This window comes from Beduini sp., from assembly GCF_047239305.1.
Lineage (GTDB): Bacteria > Bacillota_I > Bacilli_A > Erysipelotrichales > Coprobacillaceae > Beduini.
Genome location: NZ_JBKTEM010000011.1, coordinates 57103 through 73474, shown reverse-complemented (window position 1 = coordinate 73474; position 16372 = coordinate 57103). Strand labels below are relative to the sequence as shown.

General features: G+C 36.5%; 15 protein-coding genes. All 15 read left to right on the top strand.

Annotated features, from left to right (window positions below; all coding sequences use genetic code 11):
* Positions 1–228: 228 nt before the first annotated feature.
* Positions 229–1974 (top strand): septation ring formation regulator EzrA, encoded by a 1746-nt coding sequence (locus tag ACLRVU_RS12735; protein ID WP_147553716.1) that lies wholly within the window; start codon positions 229–231, stop codon positions 1972–1974.
* A 76-nt stretch (positions 1975–2050) separates the two neighbouring features.
* The gene (locus tag ACLRVU_RS12730; protein ID WP_412892140.1) at positions 2051–3190 is read left to right on the top strand and encodes a cysteine desulfurase family protein; all 1140 of its coding nucleotides are present in this window, start codon (positions 2051–2053) and stop codon (positions 3188–3190) included.
* Positions 3191–3194: 4 nt separating this feature from the next.
* Positions 3195–4388 carry a tRNA uracil 4-sulfurtransferase ThiI gene (gene thiI, locus ACLRVU_RS12725; protein ID WP_412892139.1) on the top strand — a complete coding sequence of 398 codons (1194 nt, stop codon included), beginning with the start codon at positions 3195–3197 and terminating at the stop codon, positions 4386–4388.
* A gap of 85 nt (positions 4389–4473) precedes the next feature.
* A complete protein-coding gene (locus ACLRVU_RS12720) occupies positions 4474–5235 on the top strand; it encodes a YihY/virulence factor BrkB family protein (protein ID WP_147553711.1) in 762 nt (253 codons plus the stop codon).
* Between the two features lie 19 nt (positions 5236–5254).
* A complete protein-coding gene (gene rlmD, locus ACLRVU_RS12715; RefSeq protein WP_412892138.1) occupies positions 5255–6577 on the top strand; it encodes a 23S rRNA (uracil(1939)-C(5))-methyltransferase RlmD in 1323 nt (440 codons plus the stop codon).
* Positions 6574–6924: a NusG domain II-containing protein gene (locus tag ACLRVU_RS12710; RefSeq protein ID WP_412892137.1), complete on the top strand. Its 351-nt coding sequence runs from the start codon at positions 6574–6576 to the stop codon at positions 6922–6924. Before rlmD ends, ACLRVU_RS12710 begins: the two co-directional genes overlap by 4 nt.
* A gap of 166 nt (positions 6925–7090) precedes the next feature.
* A complete protein-coding gene (locus ACLRVU_RS12705) occupies positions 7091–8395 on the top strand; it encodes an RnfABCDGE type electron transport complex subunit C (RefSeq protein ID WP_412892136.1) in 1305 nt (434 codons plus the stop codon).
* 12 nt (positions 8396–8407) lie between these two features.
* On the top strand, positions 8408–10537 hold the full coding sequence (locus tag ACLRVU_RS12700; RefSeq protein WP_412892135.1) for an RnfABCDGE type electron transport complex subunit D: 2130 nt from the start codon (positions 8408–8410) through the stop codon (positions 10535–10537).
* 13 nt (positions 10538–10550) lie between these two features.
* Positions 10551–11048, top strand: a complete 498-nt coding sequence (locus ACLRVU_RS12695) for an FMN-binding protein (RefSeq protein ID WP_147553706.1) — start codon at positions 10551–10553, stop codon at positions 11046–11048.
* 14 nt (positions 11049–11062) lie between these two features.
* Positions 11063–11719, top strand: coding sequence for an electron transport complex subunit E (gene rsxE, locus ACLRVU_RS12690; protein ID WP_147553705.1), 657 nt, complete (start codon positions 11063–11065; stop codon positions 11717–11719).
* 3 nt (positions 11720–11722) lie between these two features.
* The gene (locus tag ACLRVU_RS12685) at positions 11723–12295 is read left to right on the top strand and encodes an electron transport complex protein RnfA (RefSeq protein WP_041138398.1); all 573 of its coding nucleotides are present in this window, start codon (positions 11723–11725) and stop codon (positions 12293–12295) included.
* A 1-nt stretch (position 12296) separates the two neighbouring features.
* A complete protein-coding gene (locus tag ACLRVU_RS12680) occupies positions 12297–12476 on the top strand; it encodes a hypothetical protein (RefSeq protein ID WP_412892134.1) in 180 nt (59 codons plus the stop codon).
* Positions 12469–12777: a (Fe-S)-binding protein gene (locus ACLRVU_RS12675; RefSeq protein WP_041138400.1), complete on the top strand. Its 309-nt coding sequence runs from the start codon at positions 12469–12471 to the stop codon at positions 12775–12777. Before ACLRVU_RS12680 ends, ACLRVU_RS12675 begins: the two co-directional genes overlap by 8 nt.
* 235 nt (positions 12778–13012) lie before the next feature.
* Positions 13013–13951, top strand: a complete 939-nt coding sequence (locus ACLRVU_RS12670; RefSeq protein ID WP_412892133.1) for a hypothetical protein — start codon at positions 13013–13015, stop codon at positions 13949–13951.
* 111 nt (positions 13952–14062) lie between these two features.
* Complete coding sequence (yicI, locus tag ACLRVU_RS12665; protein WP_412892132.1) at positions 14063–16318, top strand: alpha-xylosidase; 2256 nt, start codon at positions 14063–14065, stop codon at positions 16316–16318.
* The last annotated feature ends 54 nt before the right edge of the window (positions 16319–16372 follow it).

Below are 16372 nucleotides of genomic sequence, written 5' to 3'. Positions count from 1 at the left end.
ATATTAAGTATTTCTCATTTGCAGCCAGATACTTTACAAACGTGGGTTTTCGCCTGGTTATAAACACTTTTTTGATAACAACATGTGCTGCCTCTTTCTAGCACCATTACATATTACATGATTTAAGTATTATTTGCAAGAAAAATAATGAAAAAAACAAAAAGTATATAATGAATTCAGCAAGGAACTATGCTATAATTTAAAAAGAAATCAATTAGGGGTGTGAGTATGCAATCAATCATGGACTTTGTCAATAGTTTTGGAAAATCTAAACTTATTATTATATTGGTCGTTTTAATCGCGTTGATTATTGCTTTTTTTGTATATCGATCAATGAAATTAAAGAAATACCGCAAAGAGGTATTGGAATTGGATGGTGAAATTAATTCAATTAAAAGTATGCCCATTCAATATCGTTTAGGACGCGTAAAAAAGATTGCTTTGAACGATGAGGGATTAGTCGAAAAATATGAACAATTTTTGGAAAGAAACGATGCGCTGAATACATTGTTGAAAGAAGAGGTTGCTTTTGCGATTAATGAAATCGATGAACAGCTCTATTTCAGAAGATTAAGCAAAGTAAAAGGAAAGTTAGTTAGTTTAAAATTATTAGTTGAAAAATATAAAAAAGATGCGACAGAACTGTTGGCGGATATTGAAACAATCACAGAAATAGAAAATGAACAGCGTGTTGTCATTATTAAACTAAAAGAGAAATATCGTGAGTTAGCGGCTAACTTTGAAAATGTTAAGTATAAGATTGATGAATATGTTCCGGCTGTTGGTGAATCCCTTGTCACTTTAGAACAGGAATTTTCGGAATTAGAAGAAATGATGAATGCTCAGCTTTATGCTGAAGCCAATGAGAAATGTGCGAAGCTAACAGAAACTATTGACTTTTTAGCGGTTAATGTACGTGATTTACCTACATATGTATCTATTTCGAGAAATTATATTCCAAAACGCTTTTCTGAAATTACCAAAAGAATGGAAAGCATGAATGAAAATGGATTCTGTTTGGAACGTTTGAATGCAACAACACGTTTTAATAAGATGCAAATGGAGTTAGAATCGGCATTGAAAGATATGCAGGATTTAAAAATCGAAGCGGTCGGCTCAACTTTAGAAGTGATCACTACAGAGATTAATGAGTTAATGAAGGATTTCGAGCAGGAAGAGGCGGCTCATAATGAATATTTAACGATCTGGAAAGATATATTTAATAAAATCAGCGAAGTACATGAAGATTACAAATATGCGATCACGGAGTATAAAAAACTTCATGAACGCTATATCATTGAGGACCTTCATTTAGACATTGAACAATCCTATCCGGAATTAGAAATTATTTTAGATGAGACAAAAAGCTTGGAACATCTGATTCAGTCAAAGGATTTCAGCTATGCAGTCGTCGTGGAACGCTTAAAAGATTTATTGGCAAAAAGTGAGAAGTATGAAGATACATTGCGTTACTTCTTTAGTAAGCGTGATGAGCTTTACTTAACAGAACAAAGAGCTATTGATGAATTAGACAATGTCAATATCGTCTTGTTGGAAATTAAGTCGGAAATCAAAAACACACATCTGCCATCGATCTCGGAAAAATACATCGATTATATCGATGAAGCTTATGAACGTGCAAATGCTATTCAGATTTTAAGAAACAGTCTGCCAATTGATTTAAATGTTTTAACCAAACAGGCAGATGAAGCAAGAGATATCATTTATCAGCTTTATGAAAATGTGCATAATTTAGTGATTACCGCTGATATGGTGGAAGAAACAATTGTTTATGGAAATCGTTATCGCTCTGCGTTTTTAGAAGTGAATACGGAATTAACGAAAGCGGAATTGTTGTTTAGAAATGGAGAATATTCAGAAGCATTAAAGATTGCGGTGGATATCGTAGAAAAAATTCAGCCAGGTTTCAATGAAAGGCTGACAACAAAAAGTGTTAAAAATCCTACTTTGTAGTAGGGTTTTTCATTTAAATATTGATTTTATTTTATGAGTTTGCATATAATGTCTATGAAAGAAATGAGGGAGTAGATTGATCTATTTAGATTATACAGCGACAACACCGCTGAACCCAGAAGTAACTAAAACGTATACCAAGCTGTTGAATGAATTATTCGCAAATCCGGATTCCATTCACAAATTAGGATTAGAGACGGAAAGCTTGATGAATAAATCACGTCAGTTAATTGCTGATATGCTGCACGTTAAATATGATGAAGTTCTGTTTACCAGCGGAGCCAGCGAAGCAAACAATATGGCGATCAAAGGCGTGGCATTTCAATACGCCAATCGCGGCAAACATATTATTACCAGTACCTGTGAACACTCATCGGTGTATGAAACCTGTCATCAGTTAGAAAAAGTATTTGGCTATGAGATCACGTATATCAATGTGGATCGTTATGGCAAGCTCGATTTAGACCAATTAAATCAAGCCATTCGTAAAGATACGATTTTGGTATCAATCATGCATATTAATAATGAAGTAGGATTCATTAATCCGGTGGATCAGATTGTCAAAATCGTCCGTGAGAAAAATCCGCTGACTAAAATTCATATTGATATGGTACAATCTTTAGGAAAAGTGCCAATTGATTTAAGTCAGATTGACTTAGCCAGTTTTTCTGCGCATAAGATTTATGGCTTAAAGGGCAGTGGAATCCTGATGAAGAAAAACAGCTGCCAGATTGTTCCATTGGTGAGCGGCGGACAGCAGGAATTTAATTTAAGAGCCGGAACCAGCAATGTGCTTACAAATATAGTGCTGGCAAAGACTATGCGTCTGGCATTGGAGCATTTAAATGATAAGATGATGAAAGTCAAACAGATGAATCATTATTTAAGAGAACGTTTAACCATGATGGAGGGAGTCGTTATTAATACTCCTTTGACCAATGGATCACCGTATATTATCAATGTTTCATTTGTAGGCTATAAACCTGAAGTATTTGTTCATGAATTAGAAAAATATGAGATTTATGTTTCTACTCGTTCTGCCTGTTCAACGAAATCCAGTCAGATGTCACGTACTTTAGAAATGATGCATGTTGATCCTGCCATTGGCAGCAGCGCTATTCGCATCAGTTTATCCGCATTAACATCACAGCAAGAATTGGACACTTTTATCAGTGCAGTCCAAGAAACAATGAAAAATTTAAAGAAACAGAGGTAGAAGAATGCAGTATGATCATATCTTAGTTCGCTTTGGTGAACTCACAACAAAAGGAAAGAACCGTAAGCTCTTTATTGGAAAATTGGTTCAGAATGTTAAAGCGGCTTTAGCTGAGTTTAGCAGTTTGGAATATCAGAGAACTTACGATCGCTTATATATCCTGCTTCATGATGAAGATCAGGAGGCAGTTGTAGAAAAATTGAAAAAGGTGTTTGGTATTCACTCTTTTTCATTGGCAATCAAAGTGAACAGTGATCTTGAAGAAATAAAGAAAGCTGTTGAGTACATCGTAGAAAATTGTGATGGTACAACATTTAAGATTGATACGAAAAGAAATGATAAAGATTTTCCACTTAGCTCTCAGGAAATAAATCGAGTTATGGCAGGACATGTTTTTAATCATACCACGAAAGATCTTAAAGTAGATGTGCATTATCCGCAAATCTTAGTAAAAGTAGAATTACGTAAAGAATACACCTATATCATGAATGATGTGGTCAAGGGAGCCGGTGGGTATCCGGTTGGTGTCGGTGGCAAAGCCTTATTAATGCTTTCTGGCGGGATTGATTCACCGGTTGCTGGTTATCTGACTTTAAAAAGAGGAGTGGTGATTGAATGCATTCATTTCTCATCACCGCCTTATACGAGTGATCGTGCTCGTGACAAAGTGTTGCGTCTAGTTCAAAAACTGACTGCTTATACAGATAAAATAAAAGTGCATATCGTTCCGTTTACAGATCTTCAATTAGCCATCTATGAACATTGCGATGAATCTTATGCGATGACGTGCATGCGCCGTATGATGTACCGTGTGGCATGTGAAATTGCAAAAAAAAATCATTGTTTAGTTTTAGCCAATGGTGAAAGTATCGGTCAGGTCGCTTCGCAGACTTTAGAAAGCATGAGTGTCATTAATGAGGTAACGAATATGCCGATCATTCGTCCGGTTGTCTGCATGGATAAACTGGAAATCATTGATATTGCTCAAAAGATTGATACTTATGATATTTCAATCGAGCCTTATGAAGATTGCTGTACGATTTTCACCCCTAAAAATCCGGCAACTAAGCCAAGACTTCATCGTGTACTTAGTTATGAAGAAAACTTTGATTATGAAAGCTTAGTTAAAGAATGTGTAGAAAATACGGAATCTTTATTGATTTGCGCACATCCTAAAAATGAAGAAGATCTGTTTTAATCTCCGATTCGGAGATTTTTTTATGATTGTAATTTGTATCATTTTTAAATTATTTCATATATAATAAAGAATAAGAGGTGAAACTATGAACAAGCTAAGACGAATGTATGATTTTTATGTACGCCATGTCTCAACCGAAGATACAACCAGTTTGGCTTATTATTTCATCTTATCATTAATTCCGGCAGCAACGTTGCTGGCAAGCTTTGCTCAGATGCTTCATTTCGATCTGGCAAAAGATACGTCGGTAATAAAAACGGTTTTTAATGAAAATATTGCTAACAGCGTTATTGAGCTATTGACTTCCAGAAGTGTATCTTACTATTCCATTATTACCTTGCTGATCTGTCTTTATGTCTGTTCCAAGGGAATCTATCGGGTAACAAGAACAGTCGATTATATGTATAAAGTAGATCCTAAGCCATATATGCCGGCACGTTTTACAGCGGCTTTAAATACCTTGCTGCTAGTGATTCTGATTTTGGGATTAATGGTACTGATGACGATTGTTCCTTTTATATTAAACTTTCTTAATTTAGGACCTATTTGGAGTCTGATTCAATTTGGCGGCGGCTTCTTCTTTGTTTTAATTATTATGCTGATCATGTTTAAAGTCGTCCCATCAATTCCATTAACCTTAAAAGAAATTTATAAGGGAGCGCTCGTCACCTCAGTATTATTTATATTGATTATTTTTGGATTTAGTATATACTTAAGATTTGCCAATTACACAACGATTTACGGACCGTTTGCGAGTGTGGCAGTGTTGTTATTGATGTTTGATTTTTTTGCGAAAGCGATTTATATCGGTTTTGCAGTAAATGCTTTGGATCAATATATTATGTAGAATGAAAGAGGAAAAAAGAATGAAAGAAACAAATTTAGAAATTAAGAAGTTAGGCATTAACGGAGAGGGGATCGGGTATATTAACCGTAAGATTACCTTTGTTAAAGGAGCCTTGCCGCAAGAAGAAGTCAGTGTTGAAGTCACCAATGATACGCGTTCATTTAAAGAAGCGAAATTAATCAAAGTATTGAAAAAATCAGAACATCGTGTTCAGGCACCTTGTTTTCAGCAAAATCATTGTTTAGGATGTCCGATCATGCACATGTCATATGATCAGCAGTTATATTTCAAAAAAGATATTATTCGTGACAGTTTACGTCACTATACGAATTTAGATTTACGTCGCATTGATTTTAGAAGATGTCTTCCATCAGTGAAACAAGAAGGATATCGTGATTGTGTTCATTTGCCGATTGTTCGTTTTAATCAAAAAGTGACTTTTGGGATTTATCAAAGAGAGACAAAATATTTAACGATCATGAATCGCTGCGGAGTACAAAATCCTTTGATCAATCGCTGCTTAAATGATTTGGAAACGATCTTTGAAGAAACCAAGGTACGTTCTTACAGTGAAGAAACAAGAACAGGACTGCGCTTTTTAACGGTACGTGTTTTTGAAGAAAAAGCACAGTTAGTTTTTGTTACCGGGCGTGATCGCTTAGACAATAAATTGATTGAAGCAATAGAAAAACTGGATTATGTCCATTCTGTCTATTATACGATCAATACCAATAAAAAAGAGGAATTCACTCATGGGCATTATGAAAAAGTGTCAGGGGCAACACGTCAGGAGTTCATACTGGAAGGAAAGAAATTTATTATCTCTCCAAAATCTGAATATCCAATCAATACCTCAATGGTGCCAACAGTCATTGAGACGGTCAAATCTTTATTATCAAAAGAAGTGAAGTCATTATTGGAAATCAACTGTTCAATGGGATGGTTAGGTATGAATTTAGATGATTCAATCGAAATTAAAGGAATTGATTTTGATCGTGTTAATATTGAAGACGCTAAATTAAACGCTAAATTTTTAAAGAAAGAAAACTGCAGCTATGAAAGCGGAAAGCTGGAAGAGCTGACAAAACAGTTGACTAAAAACAAGAAGTTCGATGCTTTTATTGTTCACAGCAACAAACTGGGAATGCGTAAGACGATTAAAGAAAGTTTGATTAAAGGAAAAATCAAAGAGTTGATCTACCTGTCATCTTCTCCATCTTCTTTTGCTAAAGATGTATCGGATTTAGAGAATAATTATCAAGTAGAATCGATTGTTCCGATCGATATGCTGCCACATAGTCAAAATGTCTTGGTTATTGCTAAATTGAGGCTGAAGAAATGACCAAAAAAGATTTAAAATTCATTGTCGCTTTACTTTTAATATCCGTTGTTTTATTTATTGGATATCAATGGTTTATTCATGGACGAGCTGATCAGATTGAAAAAGCTTTTGTTTATCACAATAACGAATTGGTGATGGAATTTAAAATTGATGAAGATGCTACATATGAACTTACCGGGGATTACGGAAAGATGCATATTGAAGTGAAAGATGGAAAATATCGCGTTTACGAAGTCGAATGTCCGAATCATGATTGTGAGCGAGTAGGATGGGTAGCAAAGGGAAGTACAACCACGATTTTATGTGTGCCAAATGATGTTTTTATTCGACAAGATGCCAAAAACTAAGATAAATTCTTAGTTTTTTTGTTTTCTTGCTTAATAAAACGGATTGTACTTCGATTAATACAAATAATTTATTATAATGCATACTTCTTACTTTTTTTTCTTTGCAACAAGGGGGCAAAATGGTATAATCATGGTGAATGATTTATAAAGAGATGGAGGAAATGTTATGGCAATTTTGTCTGGAATTGGGAAAGTACATTTAGACGGCCAAAAAGGATTGACAAAAGATAAACCTGTCAAATCAATGGATGCGCCGGCAATTGTTTATATTCCATTGGTAAGTGGAACATCAACAGCCTTTGACGTACATGTACAACCCGGTGACCATGTTGACATTGGGACTAAATTAGCTACACGTAAAGATATGTATGTTCCGGTTTACGCTTCAGTTTCGGGAACCGTAAAAGCGATTGAAAAAAGAATGCATATCAGCGGTAGAATGCAGAACCATGTCGCAATTGAAAACGATGGGCAATATACATCAGTAAAAGCAATTGATATCAGCAACCCTGATGATATGAGCCAAAATGACGTGTTGGAAGCAATCAAAGAACTTGGTTTGGTAGGATTAGGGGGCTCAGGCTTCCCAACGTACATCAAATATTCAAAGCCAGAATTATTAGAAACAGTATTGATCAACGGTGTGGAGTGTGAACCTTTCATTACCGCAGATCATATGGAAATGCAAGATAATGTGGAAGCATTATTCGATGGTACTGAATTCTTGATTAAGGCAGCGGGAGCCAAAAATGCGATTATCGCAATCAAAGAGCACAAACCTGAATTATTCAGTTTATTAAAAGGGGAATGTGAAAAACATGCCAATATTACTTGTGTGGAAGTTCCTGATAAGTATCCAATGGGATGGGAAAGAACTTTAGTTAAGCAGGTATTGAAAAAAGAATACGATCAGCTTCCTTGTGAAGTAGGGGTAGTGGTAAACAATTCAACAACAGCGATCAGCCTTTCAAAAGGAATTCGTGAAGGAAAAGCCATTACAGAACGTATTGTTACCGTTTCGGGAAACGGTGTAAAAGAACCCACAAACGTAAAAGTAGCAGTAGGGACGCCAGCTAATGAAATTATTGCTTTCATTGGCGGATACATCGATGAAGAAGTAGATGGTGTCATTTTAAATGGTGGACCAATGATGGGGAATTCATTGATGAATGATACATTTGTTATTGCACCATATATGAATGCACTGACAGTTTTAGTAAGAGAAGATACAGTACCGCTTCCATGTTTAAAATGTGGCATGTGTACAGATCACTGTCCAGCTAATTTACAGCCGGTTAAGATCATTCAAGCTGAAAAAGCTGCGAATGTGGATATGGTAAAAAAATTAGAAGCTGACCGTTGTGTAAGCTGCGGAATGTGTTCTTACATCTGTCCTTCTAAGATTGAAGTGTCGGATTTTGTTGCAAAAGCAAAACGTCGTCTGCAACTTGCAAATATGAAGAAGAAGTAAGGGGGAGCTTTAATGAAGATAACTTTAAAAAGAACATCGCCTAACTATCGTCAAAAGCTTTCAACGATCAACATCATGCAAAATCTGATGATCGCCGTGATTGTTTTAGCTGCTTATTCAGTAGGGTTCAATTTTATTAAATATGGTTCTGATTATGGGATCCAAGCCTTATTGATTTATGTAGTAGCTGGAGTTGTTGCTTTTGTGACAGACTTGTTATGCGGAAAACTATTCAAACGCAATGATGCCGGAGATAATAAGTATTTAAATACTGTTTTATCACCTTTGGCAACGGGGCTGATTTTTGCCCTTACATTACCTATCGGAACGCCATTATATGTGGTTGGGGTAGGATCATTTATCGCTATTTTCTTTGGAAAAGCGATTTTTGGTGGATTTGGGCAAAACATTTTTAACCCTGCATTAGTAGGACGTGTATTTGTTCATTTATCATTTAGTTCACAATTATTGTCTTATTTACCGGGAGCGGCTGATGCTTTGACTGGTGCGACACCAACTGCGGCTTTAAAAGCAACGCATTGGCTAGGAGCAAGTTCTCTTGGTTTAGCGGATTTATTTTTAGGAAACTATCAAGCAGCGTTGGGTGAAGCCTGCACTGTATTGATCTTAATTCTAGGGGTATTCTTAATTTGGCGTAAAGTCATCGATGCCCGCATTCCTTTAGCTTATTTAGGGACAACATTGATTTTAGCGTTTATCAGCGGTTTAGTATGCGGTATTGATCCAATTACAAATGCACTGACACATATCGCGATCGGTGGGGTAGCCTTCGGAGCTGTCTTCATGGCAACCGATCCGGTAACTTCTCCGACCAGTCCGCTTGGAAAGATTATTTATGGAATCTTCTTAGGGGCTATTACGATGATTATTCGTTTAAAAGCCAATTATCCTGAAGGGGTACTGTTCTCAATTTTAATTATGAACATGCTGACTCCTTTAATTGATAACTTGACAACAGGACGTACAAATCAAAAAACATTAAAACAAATTATCGTTATTGCCGTATGTTTCTTAGTTTCAGCTGGAACAGTAGGCGGAATCAGTACAACCCTTAAACCGGTTGAAGAAAAACCAGTGAAAGTACCTGATCCAATTCCGGATTACTTATTCTTGGAATATAAAGACGGAGCTTATATCATGCAGGTGAAAGGTTTCGGTGGAGATGGTGCGCCGGTTAAATTGGCTGTAACTATTTCTGGAGATAAGAGTCTGGGAGTAACACCGGTTAAATACAAAGGTGAAACTGCTGGCTGGGGTGCTGACTTGTTGACAAGCGGTGTTGGTGAAAGTTTAAACGCCAATGCAAAAGCATTCTATGATAAAGTTATTGCCGGAAGTGTTTCTGCTGATGAAATAGATGGTATTGATACTGCAACCGGAGCCACTTATACAGCAAAAGCAGTAGTGAATGCAATTAAGGGAGCTTTAGAAGCAGCACCAAAAGTAGAGGGAGACCTTTATACATTTAATTTAACAGCTAATGGATATGGTGGAAAGAAAACACCGATGAAATTAGAAATTGTTATTAATAAAGCAACATCTATGTTTGAAAGTGTTAAAGTGATTGAAGCTAACGGAGAAACTTCAGACTTTGGTGCGGATATGATCAGAGGTGTACATGGAGAAGGATTGAACAGTAAAGCACAAGACTTCTATGATAAAGTATTGAATTCTCAAGTTGCTTTCGGAGATGTGGATGGCATTGATACTGCAACCGGAGCAACAATGACAGCGACAGGTATTGTGGATGCAATGAAGACAGCAATGACAATTGTCAATGATGTTTTAGCACCAAATGCTGATGGAGCGTATGTGATTAGTGCGAACGGTTATGCCGGAGCATCAAATCCAATGAAAATTGAAGTAAAAGTATCAGGAGATACTGTAGAATATGTAAAAGTATTGGAAGCCAATGGTGAAACTTCAGACTTTGGTGCCGATATGATCAGAGGGGTTCACGGAGAAGGACTGAACAGCAAAGCACAAGATTTCTATGATTTAGTCTTGAATAGTTCATTCAGTGTTTCAGATGTGGATGGAATCGATACAGCGACAGGTGCAACAAAAACAGCAAACGGAATCATGGAAGCTGTTAAAAAAGCAATCGCTGCAAGTAACTAGGGAGGACTAGACAATGGGTAAAACAATTAAATTAGCTGTTTTTCTAGCGGTCATTAGTGCGCTTTCTGGGTTATGTCTTTCTTTTGTAAACAGTCAGACAGCACCTATCATTGCCGAAAATGGTTCTTCTAAAGAAACAGAATATCTAACAAAAATCTTTGAAAATGCAAAATTCACTGAAAAAGATGTCAGTGGAGAATTCGTTAAAAAACAATATACATGTGATGCCGGAACTGCTTATAAAATTGATGTAAAAGGTTACGGTGCAGACGGAATTTCATTCCTTTTAGGAATTGATACAGAAGGTCAATTTGTAGGGTATGAAGTATTAAACTACTCGAGTGAAACTTCTGGAATCGGGGATCAAATCGCAGGAGAAGATTTTAAAGCATCTGTTTTAGAAGCAACTGCTGATGATGAAGTGGATACGATTTCCGGAGCGACAATTTCTTCACAAGCGGTTGTGAATGGTATTAATGAAGCGGCTGAATTATTCAGCAGCTCTAAATAGGGGAGGGTTGACAGATGAAAAAATTTGATATCTTCAAAAAAGGAATCACTGTTGAAAACCCAATCTTTGTCTTATTGCTTGGTTTGTGTTCTGCCTTAGCGATCACAACATCCTTAACCAATGCGATTGGGATGGGATTAGCAGTAACATGCGTGTTGATTTTATCAAACGTGATTATCTCACTTTTAAGAAAAGTGATTCCTTCAGAAATTCGTATACCGGTATATATCGTTATTATTGCTACACTTGTAAAATGTGTGCAGTTATTAATGAATGCCTATATGATTTCTCTATATAATTCATTGGGTGTGTTTATCCCATTGATCGTTGTTAACTGCATTATCTTAGGACGTGCAGAATCATTTGCAAGTAAAAACACAGTTTTGGATTCATTGATTGATGCCTTGGGAATGGGCGTAGGATATACGCTTGCCATCTTAGCGGTTTCTTTCTTCCGTGAATTAATCGGGACAGGTGGTTTATCATTAGTGAATCCATTCGATTCAACACAGGTAATTTTCCAATTCAGTTTATTTAAAGAGTATGCAATCGGTTTGATTACTCAGCCTGCGGGAGCTTTCTTAACATTAGGAACTTTAATCGGGGTTATAAACAGTATTTCTAATCGTCGCATTAAAAAAGCTACAGAAAAGAAAGCAGAGGTGAAATAACAGATGGAATTATTCGCATTATTTATCTCATTGGCACTGATCAACAACGTTGTTTTATCAAAGTTCTTGGCAGTGTGTCCATTGCTTGGTGTATCTAAAAAATCAAGCAGTGCTTTAGGAATGGGGGCTGCGGTTACATTCGTTATCGTTATTGCCTCTATGATCACTCATGTTTTATATTACCAAGTGTTAGTTAAATTCCATATTGAGTACATGGATTTAATTACGTTTATCTTAGTTATCGCTTCATTAGTGCAATTTGTTGAAATGTTCTTAAAGAAAGTATCTCCGCCTTTATATAAAGCATTAGGGGTTTACCTTCCTTTAATCACAACAAACTGTGCTGTATTAGGAACAACTTTGAATAATATTACAGATGGTTATTCATTTATTGAAGCAACAGTAGCCGGATTTGCCGTTTCTATTGGGTTTGCTTTAGTTATCTATATCTTTGCAACAATCCGTGAAAGATTGGAAATCGCTTCAACTCCTGAAGGGTTTAAAGGTGTGCCAATTGCCTTAATCACTGCAGCGATTATGGCATGTGCATTTGCCGGATTAGCCGGATTGGTATAAAATGATCGCATTAATTTGGTTAATGATCTTAGTGTTCCTGTATATCGGATTATATATGTGGAACAAAAAAACACCTAAGCCAAAAGGGTGTGAAAACTTAACAGCGGATTGTGATGGCTGCAAGTTAGTCGATTGTACACACAATCCAGTACACCATGAGGAGGAGACAAAAAATGATTGAAGCAGTTGCTGTCTTAGGGATCATTGGTGCGCTTTTAGGGGCAATGCTAGGCATTGCAGATCTATTCTTAAAAGTAGAAAATGATCCAAGAGAAGATTATGTCATGAGCAAGCTAGCCGGTGCAAACTGTGGTGGATGCGGATATCCTGGATGTCAAGGTTTTGCTGCTGCATTAGTGAACGGAGAAGCGACACAAGTGTCAAAATGTGCTCCAACTAGTAAAGAAGCAAAAGATGAAATCGTAGAATATTTGAACACAACACCAGGACCGGATGGTTCAACTTTGAGTGTTAAACTATAAGATGAGGATTGTCCTCATCTTTTTTTAAATTTGAAAATAGTTTTCAAAATGTGAAATATTGTGATTATATGAGATAAATTTCACATCATAATGTCAAAAAACATAATAAATAGGTGAAAGCGATTGCAAATTTGGTGGAAATGTATTGCTCAAAATACACTTCTAGTATATAATATAAGCGTTAGAAAGAGCTTAATACTCTAACAAAATTCTAAGTAAGGATGGGAAGGAAAAAATGAAAAACTTTAAAAAAGTTATGGCAGTTGCTGCTTCAGCTGCTATGGTGATGACACTTACTGCATGTGGTGGTGGATCATCTGCTAAGTACACAAAAGTTGGTTTCGGTATGATAACTTCTGTGTCAGAAAAAGGAGACTACAACCAAGTTAATACAACAATGGCTACTGTAGGTCTAGACAGCAAAGGAAAAATCGCATATGTTGATTTAGACGTTGCTCAACAAAATACGAATGACGCAAAAGAAACTCGTACAAAAATGGAGAAAAAAGAAGATTACGGAATGAAAGGTGTTTCTGAAAAAGCCGGAATCGGTAAAGAACTTTACGAACAAGTTGAATTCTTAGAAGGAAAACTAATCGGGATGACTGCTGATGATGTTAAAAACATCGAAGTTTATGACAAAGATGAAGAACATAAATCAGTACCTAAAGAAGGAACTGACATCGCTGCTGGATGTACAATTTCTATCGCAGACTTCCAAGCTGCAATCCAAAAAGCTTTCGATAATATGGCAGAAGTAAAAGCTGACAAAATTGGAGCTGGTGAAGTTATTTCAGTTGATGACTCAAAAGGTCAAGTTAACACAACTGTAGCACAAGTGGCTTTAAACTCTAAAGGTGAAATCGAATGGTCTAACTTAGACGTTGCTCAAACATCTAAAGCTTCTGATGTAAGAAGTAAAATGGAGAAAAAAGAAGATTACGGAATGAAAAAATACTCTGGAATCGGTAAAGAACTTTATGAACAAGTAGACTTCTTAGTTGGAAAATTAAAAGGTATGACTGCTGATAAAGTAAAAGCAATCGAAGTTTATGACAAAGATGAAGAACATAAATCAGTACCTAAAGAAGGAACTGACATCGCTTCAGGATGTACAATCTCAATCGCTGATTTCCAAGCAGCTTTAGCAGAAGCATTTGAAACAGCTAAATAGTCATTCAAAAACCGGAAAAAATTCCGGTTTTTTTTGTTATTGCTGTCTGTACTTTTATCATAAATAGTTTATAATAAAACGTGTTAACGCTTTCAGGTAGGAGGATAAATTATGAAGTTTACAGATGGTTACTGGATGCTTAAAGAAGGTACTGTTCAAAGCAACGCTATCGAAATCTATGATTATCATATTAATGGAAAAACGCTCATTTTATATGCACCATTTAAGAGTATCCAAACAAAAGGAGATACCTTGAATATGGGGATGCTGAGCATAGAATTAGATTCACCGATCGAGGATGTTATTGGGGTGAAGGCTTATCATCACATCGGGGGATTAACAAATCAGCCGCAGTTTAGATTAAATGAAACTGAACATGAAATTATCATTGATGAAAAAGACGACTGTCTTATCTATACATCCGGAAAAGCACAGGCTGTGATTAAGACGATAAAGGGAAAATATGAGTTATCTTTTTATTATGACGGACAGCTAAAAACAGAGAGTCTTTTTAAATCTCTGGGATATGTAGAGACGAATGGAACGGCTTATATGAAAGAAGAATTAACGATTGCACATAATGAATATGTGTATGGTTTGGGAGAACGGTTTACTCCGTTTATAAAAAATGGTCAGGTTGTCGATATCTATAATAAAGACGGGGGTACCGGCAGTGAACAGAGTTATAAGAATATTCCGTTCTACATTACGAATCAAAGTTATGGTATCTTTGTCAATACACCGGGATTGGTATCTTTTGAAGTAGCTTCTGAAAAGGTGTCAAAAGTACAGTTCAGTACAGAAGGAGAAGTTCTGCATTATTATTTTATTGGCGGTCAAGACATGAAAGATGTGTTAGTTCATTACACCTCTTTGACCGGGAAACCTTCATTGCCGCCGGCATGGTCATTTGGCTTATGGCTGTCTACGTCATTCTTAACGGATTATGACGAAGCTACAGTCAATGAATTCATTGATGGAATGCTGGAAAGAGATATTCCTTTAGATGTTTTTCATTTTGACTGCTGCTGGATGGATGAGTTTGAATGGTGCAATTTTAAATGGAATCCTAAAACCTTCCCTGATCCTGAAAAAATGTTGAAAAAGATTCATGATAAAGGAGTCAAAATCTGTGTTTGGATCAATCCTTATATCGGACAAAAATCTTCGTTATTCAAAGAAGGAATGGAGAACGGATATCTGCTTAAACGTGCTGATGGTTCAGTTTGGCAATGGGATATGTGGCAGGCTGGAATGGGGTTAGTGGATTTTACTAATCCGAAGGCTACTCGCTGGTATTTAAGCTATTTAGAAAAGTTAATAGATATGGGCGTGGATAGTTTCAAAACAGATTTCGGAGAAAGAATTCCCACTGATGTGGTTTACTACGATCATTCAGATCCGAAGCTGATGCATAACTACTATACTCATTTATATAATAAAGCTGTATTTAACCTGTTGAAAGATAAAAAGGGAGAACATGAAGCATGTTTATTTGCCCGTTCTGCAACTGTTGGCGGACAACAGTTCCCAGTGCATTGGGGCGGTGACTGTGTTTCCGTTTATGCTTCTATGGCAGAATCATTGCGTGGCGGATTATCGTTTACACTTTCCGGATTTGGCTACTGGTCACATGATATCGGTGGTTTTGAAGATGGATGTTCACCTGACCTTTATAAGCGCTGGAGTCAGTTTGGTTTGCTTTCAACCCATTCACGCTATCATGGAAGCGGAGAATATAAGATACCTTGGCAGTACGGAGAAGAAGCAGTGGCAGTCACACGCCAGTTTACAAAGCTAAAGCTTTCACTGATGCCTTATTTATATGCTCAATCTGTGAAGACTCATCAAACCGGAATTCCGATGATGAGAGCGATGGTGTTAGAATTCTTAGAAGACCGTACAACCCATAGTTTGGATAATCAATATATGTTAGGGGATCAACTGTTGGTAGCCCCAATTCTTCAGGAAAATGGCGAAGTCGAATATTACTTGCCAAAAGGAATTTGGACAAATATTCTGACAAATAAAGAGTATGAGGGTGGAAACTGGATCAAAGAAACCCATGGTTATGACAGTCTGCCGCTCATGGCAAGAGAGAATACGATCTTAGTGACCAGTGAAAATCAATGCAGTGCGCAGTATGACTATCTGAGCGATGTCATGATCAAACTATATCATATTCAGCCTAATCAGACACTTCGTCAATTCGTTTATGGAGAAGATGGCCGCATGGGGACAGTGAATGTTGTCAGTCAAGAAAAGGAAATGACAATCACGTTAGATGGGTTTAACGGTGATAATAAAATCTGTTATCAAGGTGAAGAATATTTACTGTCTAATCATAAAATTACTGTCAAATTATAATAATTATAGTTTATCATTGCAGATAAATAGTATATAATACCTCAGAGGAGGAAC